Genomic DNA, 24,250 nt, shown 5'->3' with positions numbered 1-24,250 from the left:
CAATAAAATCCGCGGTGACAAGGCTCGTCACCGGTAGGGATCGGCAGCGAGGCGCGAGCGCCTGCGCACGCAGACGCTCGCGGCAAGTCTGCGGCGGCATACGGTTAGCGCATGTTTGCCGTCGAAACGGTGCATATGCCGTTCCTTCCCCGGATTGCGATCAGGCGCGATTGGCGAAGTCGCGGACAACCCGCTGCAGCAGCGGCATGTAGTCGCGAAATGCCCGGGTCTTCATGTTGGCGATCTTGCCGGCCTCGTCCCAGATGCGAACCCGCACCGCTTCCTCGTGGAACGGGTTCTTGCGGAACTCGGCCACCTCTTCGGCATTCATCGGCCCGCCTTGCAGCGACAGCGTGTGGACCGAGGCCTGCGACAGCCTGCCGAAATAGGTGGGGTCGGTAGCGCAGAGGTAGCGCTTGGCCGCGACATGCAGCCTGACGCATTCGACGATCACCGGTGGAAAGAACGGCGCCAGCACCTCGCCGCCGGCTTCGTCATGATGCTTGTCCTCGACATCGTCGGGCGAATAGGTGCCGAACTCGCTGGTGTAGTGGCCGATATCGTGCAGCAGTGCTGCCGCCACCAGCACATCGGGCGCGCCGTCCTTTTCGGCGAACCAGGCGCCCTGCAACATGTGCTCCGACATGGTGACGGGTTCGCCGAGATAGGATTCAGCCCCTCGGCGTTCGAAAATATCGGCGATGAATTCGACGATGTTGCTCGCGTTCAAATCCTGGCTGCTCATTCCGCTGCTTCCTTGAATTCGTGTTCGATCGCCGACAGCGTCGACAAAAGGCCATCCTTGTCGGCGTAGCAGCCCTGCAGCCAGCGCTTGCCGGCGCCGGAGAACTGCTTGCGGGCATGCATGACGCGGGTGTTGTCGACGATGAAGGCCTGGCCCGCCTCGAGCTTGAAGGTCACTTCGAAGGACGGATCCTCGATCAGTTCGGCAAACCGGCGATAGGCGGCGTAGTAGGCCTCCATCTCCGCGAACGGCACATCGACGGTCGGCGCCAGCGAGCGGTTGTTGAAGCGGATGGCGATGAGTTCGCCATCCGGCCCGAGCTCGATCATCGGCCGCTTGGCCTGCAATCGCACGCCCGACGAGCCGGCATATTCGAAGCGCGCCGGGTATGAACTCAACAGCCGGAAGCCTTCGGGGTTTTCGGCCTGCAGCGCGGCCGCCACGGCAAAACCATCGACGACGCTGGATTCGCCGCCCTCGACCGTGTTTTCGATACACGACAGGATCTGCAAGGTCGGCACCGGATCACGATAGGGGTTGTCGGTATGCGCCTGCAGGCCAAGATTGGTGTAGGCCAGATTGGTTGGATTGACCTCGGCGCGCACCTCGAACCAGCGGCCGTAATTGGTCTCCCTGATATAGCCGAACAGATCGGACACTTTGCACAGCGCCCCGGATTCGGCCGGCAGATCGTCCATCACCGCGAAGCCGTAGGTCTTCACCGCCGACAGCCATTGCCGCAAGACGGCGCGGTCGCGGCTGGCCGCGACATAGCCGGCGCGCGGCACCGAATTCTGCATAGAGGCCCTGGTCCATCGCACGGTGCCCTCGCCTGTCCAGCCGGGCTGTCGGGCGGCATCGCGGTCATAGGCATTGGCGCTCAGCCATGCCGCAGGAAAGCGCACCGTCTTTCCCTCCGGTTCGAAACTGACTTCAAGCGCATCGCCCTTGATCGCGGCTGCGCCGATCCGCGTTTGCGCCGGAATGTCGAGAATGGTGATCAGCCGCTGGCCGTTGCCGGCGCTGCGCGTCTTGTCGTCGAGCGCATTGTCGCGCAACCACATGGCGTGAAAGCGAGTGCGCGCGCCGTCCTTCCAACCGAGGTCGATCGTTCTTCCTTCGTCGCCGATCAGCGCCTGGGTAAGCATGGAGATCCGTTCCTGTCCGCTGCGCCCCGCAGCCAACTCCGCAGGGTTTCCGGTTGCATCGTGATGATGTCGAAGGCATAACTCAAATTATCATTTTGCGGCCAAAGGCCATAAACGGTTTATGCCTCAAACAACCCTGCCCTTGCCGCCGCTCGACTGGCTGCGGAGTTTCGAGGCCGCCGCGCGGCTGTCGAATTTCACCGCCGCCGCGGCCGAGCTTGGCCTGACCCAGGCTGCGGTCAGCCAGCACATCCGTTCTCTCGAAGAGCGGTTGAAGCAGCCGCTGTTCATCCGCCTGGCGCGCGGCGTCGAATTGACGCCGGAGGGTGCCGCCTACCTGCCGCATCTGCAATCGGCCTTTGCCGTGATCGCCAACAGCACGCGCGAGTTGTTCGAACCCAAGACCGTCCAGAGCGTGACGATACGCTCGCCGATCTCGTTTGCCGTGCTGATGATCGCGCCGAAGCTGCCGCAAATGGCCAAGGACCTGCCCTTCGTCCAGCTGCAGATCGAGACCATCCACACACCGGCCGATTACGGCGAGCGCTTTGTGGGTCTCGACATCCGATTCGGCATTGGCTCCGGCTCCTTTGCCGGACGGCAGGCCGACCGCCTCACCCGCGAAACCTTAACGCCGATGGCATCGCCACATCTCGCCAACGTCAAGGATTGGACGGGATTGCCGAGACTTACAGTGGTCGGCGCACGGGAAATGTGGGGCGAATGGTTCGCCGTCGCCCGGATGAAGCCGGCGCTCGGGCCGACGCACAAATTCGACAGTTTCGTTACCGCACTGGAGGCGGCGAAGCACGGCGCCGGCATGGTGCTGGGATCGCGACCGTTGGCCGACGCGGCACTGCGCGAAGGATCTCTCGTCACCCTGTCCGGCTTTACGCTGTCGAGCGGTGCCGGCCACTATCTGACCGCACCTTCGGGCGCGCATCTGAGCCCGGCCGAGGAAGCGGTCCGCCGCTGGTTCGTGACGGTCTTCGGCGTCCCGATTTCCCGATAAGCCCCTGAATACGCGGCAAACTATTGGACGACGTGACGCGGCGCATAATTTGCCGCGATACTGCGCCAGGCCGGACGTCAAGCTTCGGCAGGGTTCCGTTCGCTACGGGCGGCCAGGAAAAATCGCGGAGGAAATTCAATGCTCGACAAGGCCCCCAACAAGAAGCTTTCCGACCTGCTCGATCGCTTCGGCGCGGCACTCACCGCCGGCGACATCGACAAGGCGGTCGCCTGCTTTCAGGAGGATTGTTTTTGGCGCGATCTCGTCAGCTTCACCTGGAACATCAAGACCATGGAAGGCCGTGACCAGGTGCGCGACATGCTGGTGAGCCAGCTGGCCAAAACCAACCCATCGAACTGGGCGATCGCCAGGGGCGAGGACGCCACTGAAAACGATGGCCTGCTCGACGGCTGGATCAGTTTCGAAACGTCTGTGGCGCGCGGCTTCGGCCACATCCGGCTGAAGGACGGCAAGATCTGGACGTTGCTCACCACCATGGTCGAGCTGAAGGGCCATGAGGAGCCGGCCGGTTTCGACCGCCCGCTCGGCGCCAAGCACGGCCATGGCAAGAACCGCCCGACCTGGAAGGAGGAGCGCGAGAAGGAGGCCGCCGAGCTCGGCTTCAAGACGCAGCCCTATACGCTCATCATTGGCGGCGGCCAGGGCGGCATCGCGCTCGGCGCGCGGCTGCGGCAGCTCGGCGTGCCGACCATCATCGTCGAGAAGAACGAACGGGCCGGCGACAGCTGGCGCAAGCGCTACAAATCGCTCTGCCTGCACGATCCGGTCTGGTACGACCATCTGCCCTATATCGACTTTCCCAGGAACTGGCCGGTCTTCGCGCCCAAGGACAAGATCGGCGACTGGCTGGAAATGTACGCCAAGGTAATGGAGCTGAACTACTGGTCGTCGACCGAGGCCATGAGCGCTGTCTATGACGACAGCAAGAAGGAATGGACGGTGGTGGTGCGCCGCGACGGCAAGGACATCACGCTGAAGCCGAAACAATTGGTGCTGGCCACGGGGCAATCCGGCAAGGCCAACATGCCGAACTTCAAGGGCATGGACACATTCAAGGGCGACCAGCATCACTCCTCGACGCATCCGGGACCCGATGCCTATGTCGGCAGACAAGCTGTCGTCATCGGCTCGAACAACTCCGCCCACGACATTGCAGCAGCCCTTTGGGAGGCCGGCGCCGACGTCACCATGGTGCAGCGCTCGACCACGCACATCGTCAAGTCGGACACGCTGATGGAGATCGGCCTGGGCTCACTCTATTCGGAAAAGGCGGTTGCGAGCGGCATGACCACAGCCAAGGCCGACCTCGTCTTCGCCTCCCTGCCCTACAAGATCCTGCACGAATTCCAGATTCCGGCCTATGCCGAGATGAAGAAGCGCGACGCCAACTTCTACAAAGGCCTGGAGAAGGCCGGCTTCATGCTCGACTGGGGCGACGACGGCTCCGGCCTTTTCATGAAATATCTGCGACGCGGCTCGGGCTATTACATCGATGTCGGCGCCTCCGACCTGATCATCGACGGGTCGATCAAGCTGAAAAGCGGTGTCGACGTGAAGGAGATCAAGGAGCATTCGGTCCTGCTCAGCGATGGATCGGAACTGCCGGCCGATCTCATCGTCTACGCCACCGGCTACGGTTCGATGAATGGCTGGGCGGCCGATTTGATCTCACGGGAGGTCGCCGACAAGGTCGGCAAATGCTGGGGCCTCGGCTCCAACACCACGAAGGACCCAGGCCCCTGGGAAGGCGAGCTGCGCAACATGTGGAAGCCGACGCAGCAGGAGGCGCTGTGGTTCCATGGCGGCAATTTGCACCAGTCGCGCCATTACTCCCAGTTCCTGGCGCTGCAGCTGAAGGCGCGCATGGAAGGCATCGCGACGCCGGTCTACGCGCTGCAAGAGGTTCACCACAAGGCTTAGGCAGCGCCGCCGATGCGCTTCCAGTAGATGAGCGTGCCGGTCAGCCCGCCATGCGGTTTCAGGGCAAAGTCCGGTATTTCGCCAGTGAGCGTGAAGCCGAGTTTTTCGTAAAGGCTGGAAGCGCCCTCCTCGGTTGCGGTGTCCAGCACCAGAAGCGTGCGGCCTTTCTCGACGGCGAGCGTTTCGGCCGCCCGCATCAGCCGGCTCGCTATGCCCTTGCCGCGGTGTTCGACGCGGGTCATGAGCTTGGCGATCTCGGCCCGGTGCGGCTGATTGACCGGAAAGTCGAGCAGCAAGGTGACGGTGCCGATCAACGCGTCGCCATACCAAGCACCCAGCACCGCTCTTTCACCTCTCTCTGCTGCCATCAACGAGTTGCTCCAGAAGGTTTCCGCCGCTTGCCTGGATAAGGGATGCATGAAGCTGACGGAGCCGCCGGCCGCGACCGTCTCGATCAGGAGGTCGGCCAGCATGTCGCGTGTTTCCGCAGTCAGCGACCTGATTTCGATGGGACTCACCTGCACTTTCCCTTGCTAATCCAGACGCGCGACGCGGCGCCGCTTTCGTCTCGCCTTGATCGCGGCGATGCGATCGGTGTCTTTCGGCTGCAGATGCAGCCCGCGTTCGAGGATTTCGAGCGTGTATTCCTCATAGGTCAGGCCAAGCCGCTCGGCCTTTTCCATGCGCATCAGCATCACGTCACGGCTTGGCGCCTTCCACGCCTTGGCATGCGCTGCCTGCCAGGCCAGGAAGATGTAGGGATCGCCCCTGCCCCATGGCGGACCCTTGTAATCATCGAGCGGCGGTCCGCCATTGTCGGAGCGCTTGGGACGTCTTGCCACGATTTCAGCCCCTGACCAGCGCAACCAGATAGTCGGCCGGCTGCGGTCCGACGGCATGGAACGTGCAGTCCGACGGCGCGCCGAGCGCCAGGCAGTCGCCGGGCTCGAGACTATGCACCATATCACCCTCGGTGAACTCAAGTCGCCCGGAGATCAGCCACATCTGCTGCTTGATGAAGGCATAGGACGCCGCCGGGAAACTCACACTGGCGCCAGCCGGCAGTTGCACCCGGATCAATTCGAGCGGCGTGTCGGAAACCGGCGACAGATGCCGGCGGACATAGCCCGTACCGGGGTCGCGCCAAACCGGCTGCTCACTCTCGCGCAGCAGGCCGCCACCTTGCTGCTCGGCGCGTGCAATCAGCGTCGACAGCGTCATGCCGAAAGCAGCGGCGATGCGCACCAGTAGCGCGGCCGTCGGGCTGGTCATGCCGCGCTCGATAGTGCTGAGCATGGCTTTGGAGACGCCGGAGCGGTTCGCCAGGTCGGCCAACGACCAGCCCCGCAAGGCTCTTTCGGCGTGGATTCGTCTGCCTATCGTGGCCGACATGTCATTCGCTATATCAGTCATTCGTCCAATATATCGAATATTTGGATTCGGAAAAGAGGCCGGCCGGTTGAATTTTCGCTGACGGGTTAACCCCTGCTACACCATCCCGCATCACGCCACCTTAACCCCGTCTGTGTAGGATCGAGGCTCCACGAGAATGGGGATCGGATCGTATGTTTGTCGAGCGCGAAGCCTCCGTCGGCGAACCGACCTCGCAGGAGCGCCGCCGCGCAGAGCAGAGCGACAAGCGCATTCTCGGCAACGTCGTGCAGTGCGACGGTGCGCGCGCCACCATCAGCGCCTATGCCGACGACATCGAAGGAGCGGTCACCGGCCTGTGGACCGTCGGCAAGATGATCTCCATCAATCTCGGGACATCGCGCACCGTTGGTCTGGTCTACGAAATCGGCAAGTCGGATCGCGCCTGGAGCAATGAGGGACAAAATCCCATCGAGGTCAGCGTCGAACTAATCGGCGAAGTGCGCGACGGCGCCGAGCCCGGCGCCAAACCGGTGTTCGACCGCGGCATCACCACCTATCCTCATATCGGCGCCATAGCGCACCGCATCCGTACCCGTGACCTGCAGGCGGTCTACGATCTCGCCGGGCGTCATTCCATCACCATCGGCACGCTGTCGCAGGATGAGTCGATCGACGCCAACATCGCCATCGACGACACGCTGGCGCGCCATTTTGCCGTTGTCGGCACAACCGGCGTCGGCAAATCCACCGCCATCTCGCTGCTGCTGCGCAAATCGATCGCCGCCCGGCCCGATCTGCGAATCCTCATTCTCGATCCGCACAATGAATTCGCGGCATCCCTGCCTGAGTTCTGCGTCCGGGTCGATTCCAAGACGCTTGACCTGCCGTTCTGGATGTTCAGGCTTGAAGAATTCGCCGAAGTGCTGTTTCGCGGCCGAGAGGTCGTGCCGGAAGAAGTCGATGTCCTGCGCGACCTGATCCCCGCCGCCAAGAACCTCTATCGCAATCCCAATTCAGGCTCTTACGTGCGCCGCGGCAGCGATGCGCTGACCGCCGACACGCCGGTGCCCTACCGCATGGTCGATCTCATCAAGCAGATCGACGAGCGCATGGGCCTCCTGGAAAGCAAGAACGACCGCCCGACGCTGAAATCGCTGAAGACGCGCATCGAGTCCGCCGCGTCCGACCCGCGCTATCGCTTCATGTTCAATTCGCGACTGATCGAGGACACGATCCACGAAACGATCGGCAATATTTTCCGTGTGCCGCATCATGGCCGCCCGGTGACCTGCTTCGAGATGGCCGGCATGCCGTCCGAAGTGGTCAACTCCGTCTGTTCGGTGCTGGCTCGGCTCGCCTTCGACCTTGCGCTGTGGAGCGAGGGCCGGCTGAAGCTGTTGCTGCTGTGCGAGGAAGCACACCGCTATATGCCGGCCGATCCACGCCTTGGCTTCGCCCCGACAAGGCATGCACTGTCGCGCATCGCCAAGGAAGGCCGCAAATATGGCTGCTATCTCGGCGTCGTCACCCAGCGCCCGGGTGAACTCGATCCGACCATCCTGTCGCAATGCTCGACCTTCTTCGCCATGCGGCTGGCCAATGAGCAGGACCAGGCGATCATCCGCTCGGCGATCGCCGATTCCTCCGCCTCGACGCTGGCCTTCCTGTCCTCCATGGGCCAGCGCGAAGCCATCGCCTTCGGTGAAGGCGTGGCGACGACCATGCGGCTGAAGTTCGAGAAACTGGCGGAGAACCTGATCCCCGGCACCGCCAAGCGAGAGCAGGACGAGTTCTCGCAGGACGGCAACGACGTCGATCTCGCCGCCATCGTCGAGCGGCTGCGCAACGTCCCGAAACCGCAGCAGCAGATGGCCTTCGCCGAGGTCGCGGACTCCGGCCGCCAGGCCGGCGATCCCGATTACCGCAAGCCGGCCACCGCCCAGCGCGTCCAGCCCGACGACGATTTCGACCTGCGCTACGGCCTCAAGCCCACAACCTTCGGCATGCGCCCGCAGAACGATTGACCTTCAGCGTAGCGACTTTTTTGCCGGCCAATTGAGAAGCCGCCGGAGCGCCAGGGCTCCGCTTCGTTGGCCCGCTTGGGCAAAATCCCGAAAGGGAATTCATCAGGCCGGATTGAATGGCGTGGCTTTCGAGAAGCCGGAGCGGAGCGGACATTTAGTCCGTGAGCACCGGAAGTCGAGAAAGCCACGTCAGGTAACCGGCCTCATGAATTCTTCTTCGGGATTTTAGGCGCAGACGCGGTTGCGGCCTTGCCTCTTCGCCTCGTAGAGCTGGCGGTCGGCGCGGCGGTAGAATTCCTCGGCCGTTTCCTTCCGATCCCAGACGGCAAGACCGACACTGGTGGTGATCTTGAGGCGGACATTGCCCGACAGCACCGACATGTTGGCAATCGCCTTGCGGATGCGTTCGGCGAACTTCCCCAACAACTCCGCGTCCATGTTGGGGGTGACAACGGCGAACTCTTCGCCGCCGAGCCGCGCCACCACGTCGTGATAGCGCGTCATGCCTTTGAGGCAATTGGCGACTGCCCTCAGCACCTCGTCGCCGACATCGTGGCCATGCGTGTCGTTGACCTGCTTGAAATGATCGAGGTCGAGGATCATCAGCCCGACGGGCTTTTCGATGCGGCGGAATTCCTCGAGATATTCCTTCAGCGCATCATCGAAGTAGCGCCGGTTCTGCATGCCGGTAAGGCCGTCGGTCAATGCCGCATGCTGCAGCGTTTCCGAGCGGGCGCTGAGCGAAACCGTCATGGCGCGCAGCTTGCCCTCTTCCGTGGCCTGCCTACGGATCAGCGGGTAGATGAAGAACACGCCGAAGAACAGCGCTGTCGCCAGCAGCACCCCGGTGACAAACAGCAGCGTGTTGAGATAGGCGATCCTCTCGACCCGGGAAGTCGTATCGTGACCGACCGCGATGAACTGCAATTGACCATAGGCATAAAGCGTCACCAGGCCTGCGGCCAGGATCACGAAAATAAAGACGAAAAATGCGGATTCCGCCTTGTGGAAACGCATCTGCTTCCCGTTGCAAAGTACCCGCCGGATCTATGGCATGCCGGCGCCTTACGGACGGTTAATCCAGACAACCGGAGCGGGAATGTTCATTCCTACTTCTGTTTCCTTAATTGTATTGGCAGCACGAAAATCAAGTCGCGGTTTGCAAGCGGCCGCCGGGCTGCAATCTCAGCCATTCCGGTCCCAGCTGATGGCGAAACCACGTCGTTTGCCGTTTGGCATATTGCCGCGTCGCTGCCTTGCAGCGCTCGATGGCCTGAGGAAAGCTGATGTCACCCGCCATGGCAGCCGAAAGTTCGCGAACGCCGATCGCCTTCATCGCCGGCAGGTCGGGATCGAGGCCAAGCGCCGCAAGCCGTTTGACCTCATCGAGCGCGCCGAGATCGAGCATGCGGTCGAACCTTGTTTCGATCCGCTCGACAAGGGGGGCGCGGTCCGGCTCGATAACGAAGAACCGAGCGCTGTCGCGGTCGATCAGCGGCCGGCCGCGCGCTGCCTGCCATTCTAGGATGGAGCGGCCGGATGCGTCGAGCACCTCCAGCGCCCGCACGATGCGCTGGCCGTCGGTCGGCTTCAGCTGCATGGCGACCGCCGAATCTTCATGCATCAGGATGCGGTGCAGCTTGGCTGCGCCTTGCTCCTTTAACTCGTAGCGCCAGCGGTCGCGTACCTGCTGCGGAATGTCGGGCATTTCCGAAATGCCCTCGGCAAGTGCGCGAAAATAGAGCCCGGTGCCCCCGACGAAAATCACCGGACGTTCGAAGCCGGCGCCATCGGGTCGCCGTGCAAGCGTGCCGTCATCGATCAGCTTCATCACGTCGCGCAGCCAGGCGCCGGTGGAATAGGCGGTCGAGGGATGCACGTGGCCATAGAGAAAGTGCGGCGCGCGGGCGAGATCGGCGGCATTCGGCCGCGCCGTCAGCACGTCGAGCACCGAGTAGCCTTGCATGGAATCGGTGTTGACGATGACACCGCCCTTGCGTTCGGCGAGATCGAGCGCCAGCGCCGACTTGCCGCTGGCGGTCGGCCCGGCTATCAGGATCGCGTTCTTCACGCGGCCCTCGCCCGCCTGCCCGCCCTCGCCTAGCTGCTTGGAAGTCTCGATGCCGCTCATTGCCACGCTTGTGTCTCACCCCGTCCGCCGCGCGATGTCGGCCTCGCTTGCGAATATGGCCTCACGGTCGGTCGGCGCAAGCGCTGTTCGCTGGCTGGGCGAAGGCGTCGCCTGCGATCTGGTGTTGCCCGAGGGGGCAGAAGCCGCTGAGGCAAGTGCGGCCTTGCGCACAGCACTTGGTTCAGAGCCGGTCGACGTGATCGTTCAGCAGGCCGAAAGCCGCCGCAAGACAATCCTGCTTGCCGATATGGATTCAACCATGATCGACCAGGAATGCATCGACGAACTCGCCGACGAGATCGGCGTCAAGGACCGCGTTGCCGCCATCACGGCACGCTCGATGAACGGCGAGATCGCTTTCGAGCCGGCGCTGCGTGAACGCGTGGCGCTGCTGAAAGGCCTCGATGCCGCCGTCGTCGACCGCATCATCGCGAACCGCCTGACGCTCGCGTCGGGCGGCCGCGCCCTGGTGCAGACGATGCGCGCCAATGGCGCCTGGACGGCGCTTGTCTCCGGCGGCTTCGACGTCTTCACCAGCCGTGTCGCCGCCATGCTCGGCTTCGAGGAAAACCGTGCCAACCGCCTGATCGAGGAGAACGGGCGCTTTGCCGGCCTGGTCGCCGAGCCGATCCTCGGCCGCGCCGCCAAGGCCGATGCGCTGAACGATATCTCGGCCCACCTCGGCCTGACGCCATTCGATGCGATTGCGGTCGGCGACGGCGCCAACGACCTCGACATGATCCGCCTGGCCGGCACCGGTGTCGCGCTCCACGCCAAGCCGGCCGTTGCTGCCGAAGCCAAGGTCCGCATCGACCATGGCGATCTCACCGCGCTGCTTTATCTCCAGGGCTACCGCCAGGAAGAGTTCGCCCAATGAAACCGATGCGCACCGAGCGCCTCATCCTGCGCAATTGGGAAGACCGCGATCGCGAACTCTTCCACCGCATCAATTCGGACGAGCGGGTGATGGAATTTTTTCCGTTCCGCCGCGACCGCGCCGAGACGGATGCCAAGATGGACGAGTTTCGGGGCTGGATCGCCGAGGACGGCTTTGGTTTTGCCGCCGCCGAGATCGCCGCGACTGGGGAATGCATCGGCTTCGTCGGTCTCTTAAAGACCGATCACGTGCCGTCCCTGCCTTCCGATACGATCGAGATCGGCTGGCGGTTGGCGCCGGAATTCTGGCGCAAGGGCTATGTCACGGAGGCCTCCGAAGCCTGGCTCGCCTTTGGCTTCGAAACGCTTGACCGCGACGAGATCGTCTCCTTCGCCGTCGCGGCCAACCGCCGCTCGACGGCCGTCATGGAGCGTCTTGGCATGACCCCTGACCCGGCTCGCGATTTCGACCACCCATCCATCCCTGACAGCCACCCGCACCTCAAGCGGCATGTCCTCTACAAACTGTCGCGCACGGACTGGCAGGCACGAAAAAGGGCGGCTCGCTAGCCGCCCTTTCCCTGAAGACAATCGGTTATGGGGCTTTCCGGACTCAATCCATCCGGATCGTCACGAAGCGCAACTCGCCTGTCTTGGACGCCAGCATCAAGAGCGCATTCTTGCGGCCCTGCTCCTTCAGCGCGCCGATCCGGTCCATCACGTCCTTCGGGGTCGCGACCGATTCCTGGGCGATTTCGGTGATCACCTCGCCGGCCTGGATGCCGCGCTCGGCGGCGGCCGAATCCTTGGTGACGTCGGTGATGACGACGCCGGAGACGTCGGCCGCGATGCCGAATTTTTTCCGTGTGTCGTCATTGAGCTCGCCGACGGTCATGCCGAGCACCGAGGCCGTGGAGACCGCGGGCGCCTTGTCGCCGCCCTTGTCCTCATCGGTAGTGCCGTCCTCACCGGCAGCGACCTTCTCGCCGTCCTCAAGCCGGCCGAGCGTCACCTTCACCGTCTGCTCGACGCCCTTGCGCACGATGATCACGTCGACCGCCTTGCCGACCGGGCTTTCCGCCACGACGCGCGGCAGGTCGCGCATTTCATGGATGTCCTTGCCATCGAACTTGATGATGACGTCGCCGGCGAGAATTGTGCCGTTGTCGACCGGTCCGCCCTTGATGACGCCGGCCACCAGCGCGCCCTTGGCGGTGGCCATGCCGAGGCTCTCGGCGATGTCGTCGGTCACCGGCTGGATGCGCACGCCGAGCCAGCCGCGACGGGTCTCGCCGAACTGGCGCAGCTGGTCGACGACGCCCGAGGCAAGCTGCGAGGGGATGGAGAAACCGATGCCTATCGAGCCGCCCGACGGCGAGATGATCGCCGTGTTGATACCGATGACCTCGCCCAGGCTGTTGAACAGCGGTCCGCCGGAATTGCCGCGGTTGATGGCGGCGTCGGTCTGGATGAAGTCGTCATAGGGGCCGGAATTGATGTCACGGTTGCGGGCCGAGACGATGCCGACCGTCACCGTGCCGCCAAGGCCGAACGGATTGCCGATCGCCATCACCCAGTCGCCGACGCGCATCTTGTTGGAATCGCCGAACTTCACCGCCGTCAGCTTGTGGCCCTTCGGGTCGACCTTGAGCACCGCCACGTCGGTCTTGGTGTCGGTGCCGACCAGCGTCGCCTTGAGCGTCACGCCGTCGGAGAAATTCACCTCGATATCGTCTGCATCGGCGATGACGTGGTTGTTGGTGACGACAATGCCTTGCTCGGCGTCGACTACGAAGCCGGAGCCCAGCGACTGCACCTTTTGCGCGCCGCCATCCTTGTCGCCGCCACGGTTCTTGAAGAAGTCGTCGAAGAAATCCTGGAACGGCGAACCCTCCGGCAGCTGCGGCATCGGCACCGCGCCCGGACCTTCCGTGCCCTTCACGGTCTGCGAGGTCGAGATGTTGACCACCGCACCGAGCAGGCCTTCGGCGAGGTCGGCAACCGAAGCCGGTCCGTCCGCGGCCACCGTCGGCGTCACGAAAGCCGGAACGGCAAGCGCGCCGACCATAAGTGCCGCAGCACCTGCGATGAACGTCCGCCGCGCCGCGCGCAGAAGGGTGTTGGATGTCATCGAAAGCCTCCCGGAATCTGAAAAGAAAAAGCGCTTCGGCAAAACGCCGCGTCGCGTCATGTTGGCAAGAAATACGGCACGTTTGCGGCTATGGCCACATCAGGAGGATAAATCCTCCGTTACACCTTAGAGCGGTTCGCCGTTTCGCGGAAACGGCGAACCGTTCAATCCCTTTGCTTTTACGCAATTCCGGACGGAAAACCGCTCACACTTTCCTGGAATTGCAGATCAGCGGTCCTCAGCCACGCACCAACCAGACGATGCCGACGCCGATGGCGATCGCCACCAGCCCGACGATGCGCAGCGCAATTTCCGGCGTCGACAGCACTTCGCCGGCAAGACGTTTGGCAAGGCCGGGAAAGCCGCCATAGACCAGGCCCTCGACAACGAGGACCAGGCCTATGGCCGCAAGGAAATCCTGCACCGCCCTACTGGGCGGGTGCAGGTTGTGCAGCCGGCGCGGCAGGTGCCGTCGCCGGCGCGGCAGGTGCCGTCGCCGGAGCCGCAGGCGCCGCCGGCTTCGCGTCCGTCCCGTCCGGATTGCGGAAGAAGCGGAAGAACTCCGAGTTCGGCGACAGCACCATCGTCGTCCCGGAGTTGTCCAGCGCCGTGCCATAGGCATTCATCGACCGGTAGAAGTCGAAGAACGCCGGATCGCGTTTGTAGGCGTCGGCAAAGGTGGCGCTGCGCTGGGCTTCACCTTCACCACGCAGGATTTCCGATTCCTTGCGCGCTTCGGCGACGATTTCCACCACTTCGCGGTCGGCGCGGGCGGTGATGCGCTGCGCGGCCTCTTTGCCGCGTGCCCTCAGCCGTTCGGCCTCGGCCAAACGTTCGGCCTTCATGCGGTCGAAGGTCTGCTGCGAAACCTCGGCCGTCAGATCGGTTCGGCGGATGCGCACATCCTCGATCTGCAGGCCGAGCGAGGTGGCGTCGGGCCGAAGCTGATCGCGCACTTCGCGCATCATCACGGCCCGCTCTTCCGAAAGCGCCGCCTCGAAGTCGCGCAGACCGTAGACACGGCGCAGCGCCGCATCGAGACGCGTCCTCAGTCGTGCTTCGGCCAGTGTGATCTGACCGGACACGGCTGAGCGGAACACGCGCGGATCCGAGATGCGGTACGCGATGAAAGCGTCGACCTCGTAGAACTTGCCGCCCGAAACCTGGACGCGGATGTTGTCGAGATCGAAGCGCAGCACCCTGTTTTCGATCAACTGCACGCTGTCGGCGTCGAAGAAGGCGAAAGGCGCCTTGAAATAGATGCCGGGTTCATTCTTGACGTCGACGATCTCGCCGAACCGCAGCACGAGCGCCTGCTGGCGCGCGTTGACCACGAAGACCGAGGAGTAGAGCAGGAACAGAAGCACGGCCGCGATGACCGCGATGATGGGAAGACGATTGGCCATCACTGGGCTCCTCCCGTGGTCGCAGGCGGCGGCGCCTTCGGTTGCAGTGCCGGCAGCGGCAGATAGGGAACGACCCCTTGCCCATTGCCCTGTTCGACGATCACCTTGTTGGAATCCTTCAGCACCTTCTCCATCGTTTCCAGATAAAGCCGCCGGCGCGTAACATCGGGCGCCTTGGCGTATTCGTCATAGACCGAGATGAAGCGCTGCGCCTCACCTTCGGCTTCCTGGACGACACGGTTCTTGTAGGCTGCCGCGTCCTCGCGGATCTGCGCCGCGGCGCCACGCGCCTGGCCAAGCTTCTGGTTGGAATACTGGTTGGCCTGCTCGACGAACTTGTCTTCGTCCTGCTCGGCGCGCTGCACTTCGTCGAACGCGTCGGCCACTTCACGCGGCGGCGCCGCGTCCTCGATCGAAACCGCGTTGACATTCAGGCCGGCCTTGTAGCCGTCCAGCGTCGTCTGGATGATTTCACGCACCGACGCGGCGATGCCCTGACGGTCGTCGCGGAAGATGTCCTGCGCCGGTCGCCGGCCAACCGCTTCGCGCATGGCGCTCTCTGCGACCTGCTGCAGCATGCCTTCGGGATCGGAGACGTCGAACAGATAGGCCCGGGGATCGGAGACCTGATAGGCCACCGAAAACTGCACGTTGACGATGTTCTGGTCGCCGGTAAGCATCAGCCCCGACGAGTTGCCGCTCGTCGCGCCGCCACCACCGATATCGACGAGTTGTTCGGCGATGTTGGCCGTCTCGACGGTTTCGACCGGCCACCAATGGAAATGCAGACCCGGCTGCGACAGCTCCGCCTTCGGCTTGCCGAAGCGCAGCTCGACCGCAACCTCGTCCGGCTGCACGGTGTAGACCGCCTTGAACGCCCACAGCACGATCAGAGCCGCTGCGATCAGCGCAAAGACGGCCGGGCTGGCGCCGCCGCCACCGGGCAGCGCGCGCCGCAGCCGGTCCTGGCCGCGGCGGATGATGTCTTCGAGATCGGGAGGTGACCCCGGCGGGCCGCTAGGCCCCTTCGGTCCCTGCCCCCAGGGTCCCTGATTGTTGCCGCCGCCGCCCCATGGGCCGCCGCCGCCGCTCTTGTCGTTCCAGGGCATGAATGTCCTTTCGCTTGGGATTCCCTCAGCGCCGACGTTGCGGCGCAAAATCCAGTTGTTCTTCTATAGGGACGCAGCGATGCGCTTTCAACGCGATCCGCTGCCGAGCATGTCCGTTTTGGACGTTCGCGACCCTTTTATCGTCTCAATGCACGCCGCGGCGTCGCTCGTAAACCGAATAGCGCGTCGCATGGCTGTCCTTTTCACCGGCCGGAACGTCCTGAGCGTTGACAAGGCGCCACAAATCCGGATCGATGTCGGGAAAATGCGCGTCGCCATCGACCGTCGCCAGCACATGGGTGACGTGCAGCCGGTCTGCCAGCGGCAGCGCCTGCGCATAGATCTCGCCGCCACCGATGACGCAGATTTCGTCGACGCCGTTCATGCAACGCCCGCGCACCGTGGCCAGCTGGATCGCGGCCTCCAGGGAGTGCGCTACCTCTATGCCCTCGGCGCGCCAGGCCTTGTCGCGGGTCACCACGATGTTCAATCGGCCCGGCAGCGGCCGGCCGATGCCTTCATAAGTCTTGCGGCCCATGATGACGGGCTTGCCCATCGTATCGGCCTTGAAGCGCTTGAGATCGGTGGACAGCCGCCACGGCAAGCCGCCGTCGCGCCCGATGACGCCGTTCTGCGCAATGGCGACATAGATTGCGACGTCCATCAGTTGGCTTCCCCGGCGCCGTTATCCGACGGCTCCAAAAGCAATATGTCGATGTTGTGCTCGGGATAGAAATCCTGCGCCGTCGTCTCGAAGGTCGTCGGCCCGACCTTCTTGACATTGTCGCCGCAAAACGAGATCAGCGCTTTCGGATTGCCCTTGTCGACGGTCAGCTTGAACTTGCCGATGCCGCCATTGGCCCAGTTGCCGCCGGTGGTCAGGATATAGGCAATGCGGTTTTCGTAAAAATGCGGATAACCGTCGGCCTTCGCGGCCTGGCGCACTGCATTCTCGAAGCTGTCGTCCATGCAGTAGCGGGTCTTGTAGGTCGTGTACTGGCTGCCCTCGGTGAACTTGCCGTCATAGAAGAAACTCACCGAGGACGTGCCGCCGACGCTCGGTTTGTAGCGGTGCGAGACGTGGACATCCTTGTTGGCCGGAAATGTCGCGCGCCACCAATAGGTCGAGCGCAACTGCCACCACGGCGTATAGACCTTGTTCGCCTCGGTACCGTCGCTGCCCGTATCCTCGATGATGATGCCGCGGTTTTCCCAATCCTCGGAGACCGTTTTCGGCAGATTCGCCAGGGCCGCCTTGGCCGCATCGCCGAACGGATTGAACGGCACGTTCTGCGCCTTCAGATCGGCGCCGATATCGATGCCGACAGCGAACACTTTCTGCTCGAGCTGCGGCTTTGCCGGCGCTCCGTCGATCGTCACCTCGAAGCCAAGGAAATTGTCGCTCTGGTTTTCCGGGATGGCCGGCATTTCCTCCGGATTGCCTTCGATGTCCGGCAGCGGAAAAGCGACGATGGCATTTACATCCTTGTCGGTGTTGTTGTGGAAGACGTAGTCGACCGTGATCTTTTCCGGCGAGATATAGAGGTCCTCGCTTTGCATCGACACCGCGTCGCTACGCGACAGGATCAGGCCACCTGTGCCGAGTTCGGCGGTCGTATCATTGGCCAGCGCGGGCACGGCTAAAAGCGCCAGCGCTACGGACAGAACATATTGCAACATCGAAGCCCCTCGCCAAGAATGCCGCGACCCTAGCCGTTTCAATGTGGAGTTTCAAAGCCTTCCGTCTCCCAGCAGGACGCCACAGTGTCTGGACACGCCAATCGGCGGTCTGGACTAACAGGTTTCGATCGGGCAGGAGTTCGCGTCATGCGCAAGCTTCTCGTCATCGGCATCGGCGCCGGCAATCCCGACCATATGACCGTGCAGGCCATATCAGGCCTAAACCGGGCGGACGTCCTGTTTATCCCCGACAAGGGGGCGAAGAAGAACGACCTTGCCGAATTGCGCCGCCATATCTGCGACCGTTTCGTCAGCAATCCGAAATCGCGCCGCGTCGAGTTCGACGTGCCGGTGCGCGCCGAGCCGGCGCCTTCCTATCGCTCGACCGTCGATGACTGGCACGAGGCCATCGCCCAGATCTATGAGAGCCTGGTCCGCGACGAACTTGCCGAGGACGGCTGCGGCGCCTTCCTGATCTGGGGCGACCCCTCGCTCTATGACAGCGCGCTGCGCATCCTCGCGCGCGTACGACTGAGGGGCAATGTCGCATTCGAACTGGAGGTCATTCCCGGCATCACCGCCGTCCAGGCGCTAGCCGCCGGCCACAAGATGGCGCTGAACCGCATCGGCGACCCCGTGCTGATCACCACCGGCCGCCGCCTCGCCGAACAAGGCATGCCGCACAATGCCGGCAGCGCCGTGGTCATGCTCGACGGCAAATGCGCCTTCAACACGCTGGCAGACAAGGATCTGATCATCCATTGGGGCGCCTATCTCGGCACACCGGACGAGATCATCGTTTCCGGTCGCCTGGGTGATGTCGGCGAGGAGATTGAGAGGACGAGAGAAGAAGCCCGGAAAAGAAAGGGCTGGATCATGGACACCTATCTGCTGCGTAAAGCAGGAGAGCCCGAGGAATAGCGCGCTCAAAGGTCGAGTTCCTTCGCGCCCCCCTCTGTCCTGCCGGACATCTCCCCCTCTAGTGGGGAGATTGGCCGTCACGGAGGATTTCGCCAATCGCCTAACAGATTAGCGCCCGTATACGGGCTAGCTGATCTCCCCCCTTGCGGGGGAGATGTCCGGCAGGACAGAGGGGGGTGTGACGGATCGCAAGCTTCAACCCTCACCCAGCATCAATCTCCGCCTGCAAGGCGTCCATATGCGTGGCCGCCGCTGCCGCCGCAGCGCGCTCGATAGCGCGAAAACGGCTGACGACTGCAAGGCCAACTGAGGTCAGCTGTGCGCCGCCGCCCTTTTTGCCGCCGGTCTGCGCCGCGACCAGTGGCTTGCCGAACACACGGTTCATATCTTCCACCAGATCCCAGGCGTGCTTGTAGGACATCTCCATGCCGCGTGCCGCAGCCGAGATCGAGCCGAAAGTGGCGATCTGCTCCAGCAATTCGATCTTGCCCGGACCTATGCGCCCGTCCGGATCGAGATTTATCCGCAGGCTCAGCGACGGCATCTCTTGTCCTCCACGGTCACACTAGCCCCTCTCGACCCATAGCGCTATTCCAAAACGATATAGCGGCTATCAGCCATCCGCTTCGGCCGGCAGCCCGGCGCCGGTGTTGGCGCGGTCGAAACTGACAGTCTTGATCACCGCGAACACCTTGCCGCCGAGTTGAAGGTTCAGTACCTGCCTGGATTGTTCGGTAATGCGCGCAAGCACGGTTGCGCCATTGCAGTCGATGCCGATTTCGACCGTCGGCCCCTCGCCCGGGCCGATTGCGACGATGGCGCCCGGCAGGATGTTGAGCGCACTGAGACCTTTCGGCTGTTCGGTGGCGATCATCACATCGCGGGCGCGGATGCGGATGCGCACAGGCGCGCCGACCGAGACCGCCAGAAGCGGCACCCGGATTTCGCCCGCCGCCGAGCCGAGCACGGTCATCCCGAAGATCTCATCATGGCGCAGCACCTTGGTGTCGAGCACCGCGCCGCCCTCGCCGCGTTCCTCCGCCGGCAGCAATTCGAGCCGTTGCATGATCGCGCCGGTCGGACCGGAGGCTGCGACCTTGCCTTGCGCCATCACCACCACGTCGCTGGCCAGCTGCGCCACTTCGGCGACGGAATGGCTGACATAGACGATCGGGATCTTCGTCTCGTCGCGCAGCCGCTCGATATAGGGCAGGATCTCGGCTTTGCGCGCATCGTCGAGCGAGGCCAGCGGCTCGTCCATCAACAGCAGTTTCGGGCTGGCAAGCAGCGCCCGGCCGATCGCCACGCGCTGCTTCTCGCCGCCCGACAGCTTTGCCGGTCGCCGGTCGAGCAGTGGACCGATGCCGAGCAGTTCGACGACCGCGTCGATATCCGCATAGCGCTCCGCCGGCGGCGTGAACCAGCGGCCGTAGCGCAGATTGCCGGCCACGCTCATATGCGGAAACAGCCGCGCGTCCTGGAACACCATGCCGATCCGGCGCTTGTGCTTCGGCACGAAAATGCCGGCACCGGTGTCGACCAGCACACGGCCGTCGACCGCGATACGGCCCTTGGTCGGCCGGATCAGGCCGGCGATCACGTTGATCAGCGTCGTCTTGCCGGAGCCCGAGGGCCCGAACAGCGCCGTCAGCCGCCCGGCGCTTTCGAAACGCGCGTCGACGGCGAAACCGCCGAGTCGATGGCTGATGTCCACCAGCACGCTCATTCGATGTCCATCCGCCGGCCGACGCGCCGCGCCAGCACTTCCGAGGCGACCAATGCGGCCATCGAGATGACGATGGAGATCAGCATCAGCCTGAGCGCCCCGTCATCGCCGCCAGGCACCTGCGTGAAGGTGTAGATCGCCGACGGGAGCGTTTGCGTCTCGTTGGGAATGTTGGAGACGAAGGTTATGGTGGCGCCGAACTCGCCCATCGCCTTGGCGAAGGACAGGATCGAGCCGGCGATCAGCCCGGGCAGGATCAGCGGCAGCGTGATGGTGGCGAAGACCCAAATCGGGTTGGCGCCGAGCGTTCCCGCCGCTGCCTCCATTTTGCGGTCGACCGCCTCGATCGACAGCCGGATCGCCCGCACCATCAGGGGAAAGCCCATGATGCCGCAGGCCAGTGCGGCGCCGGTCCAGCGAAACGAGAAGACGAGGCCGAAATGCTCGGCCAGGAACGCTCCCGCCGGCCCGCGCCGGCCGAAGGTAAGCAGCAAGAGATAACCTGTCACCACCGGCGGCAGGATCAACGGCAGGTGAACCACACCGTTGAGCAGCGTCTTGCCCCAGAATTTTCCGCGGGCCAGCAAAAGCGCCATCAAGATGCCCGGCGGCAGGCTGAACAGCATCGCCACCGTCGCCACCTTGATCGACAGCCGGACCGCATTCCATTCGTCGGGAGTGAGGTCCAGCAGCCAGTTCATGCGTCAGCCGCTACCTTAATTGCTCGGCGTGAGCACGGTGAAACCCTGATCCCTAAACAGCTCCACCGCCTTGGCGGACTGCAGGCACTTCAGGAAAGCCGGGGTATCCTTGTCCTTCGAATCGGTGGTCTGGGCAACCGGATAGATGATCGGCGGGTGCGAATCCTCCGGGAAGGTGCCGACCACCTTGACGCCCTTGTCGGCATGCGCGTCGGTGGCATAGACGATGCCGAGCGCGGCCTCGCCCGTTGAAACCAGCTTCAGCGCGGCGCGCACATTCTCGGCCTGCGCCACCTTGCCTTCGACCGACGACCAGACGCCGAGCGATTCAAGTGCCGCCTTGCCATACTTGCCGGCCGGCACCGCCTTGACGTCGCCCATGGCGAGCTTGCCGTCGCTGATCAGCTTGGCGAGGTCGAAGCCTTTCTCGATCCTGGTTTCGACCTTGGAATCCTTCGGCGCCACCAGCACGATCTGGTTGCCGAGCAGTTTCACCTCGGTGTCCGGCTTGGTCAGTTTCTTGTCGGAGAGATATTTCATCCAGTCGAGGTCGGCCGAGATGAACACATCGGCGGGCGCCCCGCTTTCGATCTGCTTGGCCAGCGCCGAGCTCGCGGCGTAGGAGACCGTCGCCGCTTCACCGACATCGGCTTCGCAGGCCTTGGTGACGGCGTCGAGCCCGTCCTTGAGGCTGGCTGCGGCAAACACGATCACCTTGTCTCCCGCGTGAGCCGCCGGCATCGCGGCCATCAGAGCTACGGCAAAGCCGCCAATCGCGATTGCCATCATACCAAAACCTTTGTGCCCCAACATGAAAACTCTCCCTGGGCTTGAAATCTGCTGGCTCGACTCCTGCCGACCGATATATCTGGATGAATATAACAAGGGAAGGCCGCCTCCTGCGAAAGCGTATGTTCGGCATCGATTGTTCTGGTTTGGACGTGCACCGAAACCCGGAAAGGAACTCCGATGAAGATCAGCGCCCGCAACATCCTCAAGGGAACGATCGTCGAGATCGTCAAAGCACCTCGCCTGTCCGCGGTGATGTCGCCGGCTCCGTCGTCACGCTTCGATCACCAACGAGGCCGTTGCCGATCTCAAGCTCGAAAAAGGCAAGCAGCCTATGCCATGATCAAGGCAACCGACGTCATGGTCGACATCGATTGAGGGTCGGAATTGATTGACGGTGGACGGATCAGACCGCGATCGGCGCCTTGATCGACGCGTCGGCAAAATAGTTTTCCAGCCGGAAATCCTCGAAGCGGAAGGCGAACAGGTCCTTCACCTCCGGATTGATCCACAGCGTCGGCAGCGCCTTGGGTGTGCGCCGCAATTGCTCGCGCGCCTGCTCGAAATGGTTGGAATAGAGATGCGCATCGCCCAGCGTATGGACGAACTCGCCGGGCTTCAGCCCGGTCACCTGCGCCACCATCAGGGTCAGCAGCGCGTAGGAAGCGATGTTGAAGGGTACGCCGAGAAAAATGTCGGCCGAGCGCTGGTAGAGCTGGCAGGACAGCTTGCCGTCCGAGACGTAGAACTGGAACAGGCAGTGGCAGGGCGGCAGCGCCATCGCCTCCACTTCGGCCGGGTTCCACGCCGAAACGATCAGCCGGCGTGAATTCGGATTCCTGCGTATCTCCTTCAGAACATTGGCAATCTGGTCGATCGACCCGCCATGGCCATCCGGCCAAGAGCGCCACTGCTTGCCATAGACCGGGCCGAGATCGCCATTCTCGTCGGCCCATTCGTCCCAGATCGAAACGCCATGATCTCTAAGGTATTTGATGTTGGTGTCGCCGGCCAGGAACCACAGGAGTTCATGGATGATCGACTTCAGATGCAGCTTCTTGGTGGTGGTGACGGGAAAGCCGCGCGACAGGTCGAAGCGCATCTGGTACCCGAACACCCCACGCGTGCCGGTGCCCGTGCGGTCGCCACGGTCGGCGCCATTGTCCAGCACATGCTGCAAAAGGTCGAGATACTGGCGCATCGGCTTCGCCTCGATTCGGGGTTACCGCCATCATAACCGACTGGCCGCCGGCCGAACACAGCAAAAGGACCAGAACGCGGCTTGCCCCATCACTCTTCAAGGGTTAGCGCTGCCCCTCACCTGCCTGCCGGCATCCTCTCCCCGTATAGGGACGGGGAGAGGGGCGCTGTGATCAGCGGTTTCGCCAATCACAAGCGTTCGAGAGAGAGAGAGAGAGAGAGAGAGAGAGAGAGAGAGAGAGAGCCAAGGCTGCGGTCAGCCCTTTCTCCCCGTCACTATACGGGGAGAAATGCCCGGCAGGGCAATGAGGGGCGGTGCTGACCTCCGGTGAGGAGCAAAATCAAACGCGCGCTCTACCTATCGGCAATAATCTCTACAAAGAGCCGAGCTTGCCCAGATCCTTGGCGACCAGATAGTAGAAAGTCACGCGGCTCTTGGAGCTGTCGGCGGCCAACGCCTTGCAGGTCTTCTCGATCGCTGAGTCGGCTTTCGCCCCGTCGGTCACGCCGAGTTTCTTGGCAACCCAGTTGGTCTTGACGCGCTCCAATTCCTTGGGGTCGGTGCAGGATACCAGCGAGGAATCGCGGTTGCGCAGCGCGATGCCCAGATGTTTCACAATCTTGGCAACCACATCGGCATTTGCGGCGGCGTCGTATTTCTTCACGTCTGCGAGATAATCGGCCATCAAATTTCCCCATGTCGGCGCCACGGGATCCGATCGATGAGGGCTGTGGCGCGCTGCCGCAACTTGTGCGCTCGGTCGATACTCCTCACCATCGCAAAGCTTCGGTTGAGACCGCGCGCGAGTCAACCCTCGGCGCCGCAGTTTGGTGCGGCCAAGAAGTGTCATTGCGGCCTTTCATTTTGTGCGCCCGCCCCCTATATTCGTTTTGTCGGCTTGACCGACTATGGCGATAAATGGGCGATGTAATAAGCCGTTCGGACCCGGGGGCGGTACCCGGCGCCTCCACCAAGAACCGCTCTGTGATCAGAGCGGCTGTTGCTGGGGGCGAAATAGGATCGACGAAGGTGTAAAGATCGTACTTTTGCCCGGCATGGTACCACCGTCATCGGGCTAAACCTGTAGTTGCAAATGACAACTATGCGGAAGCACGTCTCGCCGCTTAAGCGGTGCGATAGCTTCAAATCAAGCCCTAGAGGTTCGCACTTCTAGGCGGGGTTCGGAGGTACCTGGCAACAGAAACCTCCACTTCTCCCCTCCTCGATATCGTACGCTCAATGCCGGCTGCCGCTGGCCGGATTTCGCATGACGATGGGCCGCGAAGCCTACACCAAATTGAGCCATGAGCTGGTGCAATTTGCCGCTGGCGTCGG

Annotated in this window: 25 protein-coding genes, 1 other RNA gene and 1 pseudogene; 8 read left to right on the top strand and 19 right to left on the bottom strand. The window is 63.0% G+C overall.

What is annotated here, in order from left to right; all coding sequences use genetic code 11:
• Positions 1-160: 160 nt before the first annotated feature.
• Together tmpB and tmpA are read right to left on the bottom strand one after the other, a co-directional pair.
• A complete protein-coding gene (gene tmpB, locus NKI05_RS28425; protein WP_023707734.1) occupies positions 161-745 on the bottom strand; it encodes a (R)-1-hydroxy-2-trimethylaminoethylphosphonate oxygenase in 585 nt (194 codons plus the stop codon).
• Positions 742-1,893, bottom strand: coding sequence for a 2-trimethylaminoethylphosphonate dioxygenase (gene tmpA / locus NKI05_RS28420; RefSeq protein WP_023682082.1), 1,152 nt, complete (start codon positions 1,891-1,893; stop codon positions 742-744). The genes tmpB and tmpA overlap by 4 nt, the downstream gene beginning before the upstream one ends.
• 121 nt (positions 1,894-2,014) lie before the next feature.
• On the opposite strand from tmpA, the gene NKI05_RS28415 reads away from it, so the two are divergent.
• Together NKI05_RS28415 and NKI05_RS28410 are read left to right on the top strand one after the other, a co-directional pair.
• On the top strand, positions 2,015-2,905 hold the full coding sequence (locus tag NKI05_RS28415; protein WP_023815547.1) for a LysR family transcriptional regulator: 891 nt from the start codon (positions 2,015-2,017) through the stop codon (positions 2,903-2,905).
• A 138-nt stretch (positions 2,906-3,043) separates the two neighbouring features.
• Positions 3,044-4,846 carry an NAD(P)/FAD-dependent oxidoreductase gene (locus NKI05_RS28410; RefSeq protein ID WP_023815548.1) on the top strand — a complete coding sequence of 601 codons (1,803 nt, stop codon included), beginning with the start codon at positions 3,044-3,046 and terminating at the stop codon, positions 4,844-4,846.
• Here the strand turns inward: NKI05_RS28410 and NKI05_RS28405 are convergent.
• The 3 genes from NKI05_RS28405 to NKI05_RS28395 are packed head-to-tail and all read right to left on the bottom strand — an operon-like array spanning position 4,843 to position 6,259.
• On the bottom strand, positions 4,843-5,364 hold the full coding sequence (locus NKI05_RS28405; protein WP_023733839.1) for a GNAT family N-acetyltransferase: 522 nt from the start codon (positions 5,362-5,364) through the stop codon (positions 4,843-4,845). The genes NKI05_RS28410 and NKI05_RS28405 overlap by 4 nt on opposite strands.
• Before the next feature lie 15 nt (positions 5,365-5,379).
• Positions 5,380-5,688 carry a hypothetical protein gene (locus NKI05_RS28400; protein WP_023668340.1) on the bottom strand — a complete coding sequence of 103 codons (309 nt, stop codon included), beginning with the start codon at positions 5,686-5,688 and terminating at the stop codon, positions 5,380-5,382.
• A gap of 4 nt (positions 5,689-5,692) precedes the next feature.
• Positions 5,693-6,259: a helix-turn-helix domain-containing protein gene (locus tag NKI05_RS28395; protein ID WP_023733840.1), complete on the bottom strand. Its 567-nt coding sequence runs from the start codon at positions 6,257-6,259 to the stop codon at positions 5,693-5,695.
• A gap of 152 nt (positions 6,260-6,411) precedes the next feature.
• Between NKI05_RS28395 and NKI05_RS28390 the strand changes: the two genes are divergently transcribed.
• The gene (locus NKI05_RS28390; RefSeq protein ID WP_023815549.1) at positions 6,412-8,244 is read left to right on the top strand and encodes an ATP-binding protein; all 1,833 of its coding nucleotides are present in this window, start codon (positions 6,412-6,414) and stop codon (positions 8,242-8,244) included.
• A gap of 225 nt (positions 8,245-8,469) precedes the next feature.
• Here NKI05_RS28390 and NKI05_RS28385 read toward each other — a convergent pair whose 3' ends face one another.
• Complete coding sequence (locus NKI05_RS28385) at positions 8,470-9,261, bottom strand: GGDEF domain-containing protein (protein WP_023668337.1); 792 nt, start codon at positions 9,259-9,261, stop codon at positions 8,470-8,472.
• Positions 9,262-9,391: 130 nt separating this feature from the next.
• Positions 9,392-10,375, bottom strand: coding sequence for a tRNA (adenosine(37)-N6)-dimethylallyltransferase MiaA (gene miaA / locus NKI05_RS28380; RefSeq protein WP_023815550.1), 984 nt, complete (start codon positions 10,373-10,375; stop codon positions 9,392-9,394).
• Between miaA and serB the strand changes: the two genes are divergently transcribed.
• Positions 10,365-11,252 carry a phosphoserine phosphatase SerB gene (gene serB, locus NKI05_RS28375; protein WP_023815551.1) on the top strand — a complete coding sequence of 296 codons (888 nt, stop codon included), beginning with the start codon at positions 10,365-10,367 and terminating at the stop codon, positions 11,250-11,252. The genes miaA and serB overlap by 11 nt on opposite strands.
• Positions 11,249-11,821: a GNAT family N-acetyltransferase gene (locus tag NKI05_RS28370; RefSeq protein ID WP_023815552.1), complete on the top strand. Its 573-nt coding sequence runs from the start codon at positions 11,249-11,251 to the stop codon at positions 11,819-11,821. Before serB ends, NKI05_RS28370 begins: the two co-directional genes overlap by 4 nt.
• Positions 11,822-11,864: 43 nt before the next feature.
• Here NKI05_RS28370 and NKI05_RS28365 read toward each other — a convergent pair whose 3' ends face one another.
• From NKI05_RS28365 to NKI05_RS28340, 6 genes are all read right to left on the bottom strand, one after another.
• On the bottom strand, positions 11,865-13,382 hold the full coding sequence (locus tag NKI05_RS28365) for a DegQ family serine endoprotease (RefSeq protein WP_023682088.1): 1,518 nt from the start codon (positions 13,380-13,382) through the stop codon (positions 11,865-11,867).
• A gap of 238 nt (positions 13,383-13,620) precedes the next feature.
• Positions 13,621-13,806, bottom strand: coding sequence for a DUF2065 domain-containing protein (locus NKI05_RS28360; RefSeq protein ID WP_023668333.1), 186 nt, complete (start codon positions 13,804-13,806; stop codon positions 13,621-13,623).
• 4 nt (positions 13,807-13,810) lie between these two features.
• Complete coding sequence (gene hflC / locus NKI05_RS28355) at positions 13,811-14,788, bottom strand: protease modulator HflC (protein WP_023682089.1); 978 nt, start codon at positions 14,786-14,788, stop codon at positions 13,811-13,813.
• Positions 14,788-15,897, bottom strand: coding sequence for an FtsH protease activity modulator HflK (hflK, locus tag NKI05_RS28350; protein ID WP_023682090.1), 1,110 nt, complete (start codon positions 15,895-15,897; stop codon positions 14,788-14,790). The genes hflC and hflK overlap by 1 nt, the downstream gene beginning before the upstream one ends.
• 145 nt (positions 15,898-16,042) lie before the next feature.
• On the bottom strand, positions 16,043-16,561 hold the full coding sequence (locus tag NKI05_RS28345; protein WP_023753512.1) for a dihydrofolate reductase: 519 nt from the start codon (positions 16,559-16,561) through the stop codon (positions 16,043-16,045).
• The gene (locus NKI05_RS28340; RefSeq protein WP_023815553.1) at positions 16,561-17,577 is read right to left on the bottom strand and encodes a DUF4424 domain-containing protein; all 1,017 of its coding nucleotides are present in this window, start codon (positions 17,575-17,577) and stop codon (positions 16,561-16,563) included. Before NKI05_RS28340 ends, NKI05_RS28345 begins: the two co-directional genes overlap by 1 nt.
• Before the next feature lie 147 nt (positions 17,578-17,724).
• On the opposite strand from NKI05_RS28340, the gene cobF reads away from it, so the two are divergent.
• Positions 17,725-18,498, top strand: coding sequence for a precorrin-6A synthase (deacetylating) (cobF, locus tag NKI05_RS28335; RefSeq protein ID WP_023667410.1), 774 nt, complete (start codon positions 17,725-17,727; stop codon positions 18,496-18,498).
• Between the two features lie 202 nt (positions 18,499-18,700).
• Here the strand turns inward: cobF and NKI05_RS28330 are convergent, their stop codons facing one another.
• From NKI05_RS28330 to modA, 4 genes are all read right to left on the bottom strand, one after another.
• Positions 18,701-19,042: a winged helix-turn-helix domain-containing protein gene (locus NKI05_RS28330; protein WP_023667411.1), complete on the bottom strand. Its 342-nt coding sequence runs from the start codon at positions 19,040-19,042 to the stop codon at positions 18,701-18,703.
• A gap of 69 nt (positions 19,043-19,111) precedes the next feature.
• On the bottom strand, positions 19,112-20,224 hold the full coding sequence (modC, locus tag NKI05_RS28325; protein ID WP_023753515.1) for a molybdenum ABC transporter ATP-binding protein: 1,113 nt from the start codon (positions 20,222-20,224) through the stop codon (positions 19,112-19,114).
• Positions 20,221-20,925 carry a molybdate ABC transporter permease subunit gene (gene modB / locus NKI05_RS28320; RefSeq protein WP_023753516.1) on the bottom strand — a complete coding sequence of 235 codons (705 nt, stop codon included), beginning with the start codon at positions 20,923-20,925 and terminating at the stop codon, positions 20,221-20,223. The genes modC and modB overlap by 4 nt, the downstream gene beginning before the upstream one ends.
• A gap of 15 nt (positions 20,926-20,940) precedes the next feature.
• Positions 20,941-21,735, bottom strand: coding sequence for a molybdate ABC transporter substrate-binding protein (modA, locus tag NKI05_RS28315; RefSeq protein ID WP_155929650.1), 795 nt, complete (start codon positions 21,733-21,735; stop codon positions 20,941-20,943).
• A 159-nt stretch (positions 21,736-21,894) separates the two neighbouring features.
• Between modA and NKI05_RS28310 the strand changes: the two are divergent.
• A pseudogene (locus NKI05_RS28310) lies at positions 21,895-22,092 on the top strand (TOBE domain-containing protein).
• A 28-nt stretch (positions 22,093-22,120) separates the two neighbouring features.
• On the opposite strand, the gene NKI05_RS28305 reads toward NKI05_RS28310, so the two are convergent.
• Positions 22,121-22,915 carry a thymidylate synthase gene (locus tag NKI05_RS28305; RefSeq protein ID WP_023688064.1) on the bottom strand — a complete coding sequence of 265 codons (795 nt, stop codon included), beginning with the start codon at positions 22,913-22,915 and terminating at the stop codon, positions 22,121-22,123.
• A 373-nt stretch (positions 22,916-23,288) separates the two neighbouring features.
• Positions 23,289-23,600 (bottom strand): DUF2853 family protein, encoded by a 312-nt coding sequence (locus NKI05_RS28300; RefSeq protein WP_023668323.1) that lies wholly within the window; start codon positions 23,598-23,600, stop codon positions 23,289-23,291.
• Positions 23,601-23,768: 168 nt separating this feature from the next.
• Here NKI05_RS28300 and ssrA point away from each other — a divergent pair.
• Positions 23,769-24,127, top strand: a transfer-messenger RNA (tmRNA) gene (gene ssrA / locus NKI05_RS28295).
• Positions 24,128-24,250 lie beyond the last annotated feature (123 nt).

Origin of the sequence: Mesorhizobium sp. M0771 (assembly GCF_040320155.1) — a bacterium.
Lineage (GTDB): Bacteria > Pseudomonadota > Alphaproteobacteria > Rhizobiales > Rhizobiaceae > Mesorhizobium.
Note: the sequence above shows the minus strand (reverse complement) of the source record. Positions and strands in the feature narration are given on the sequence as shown.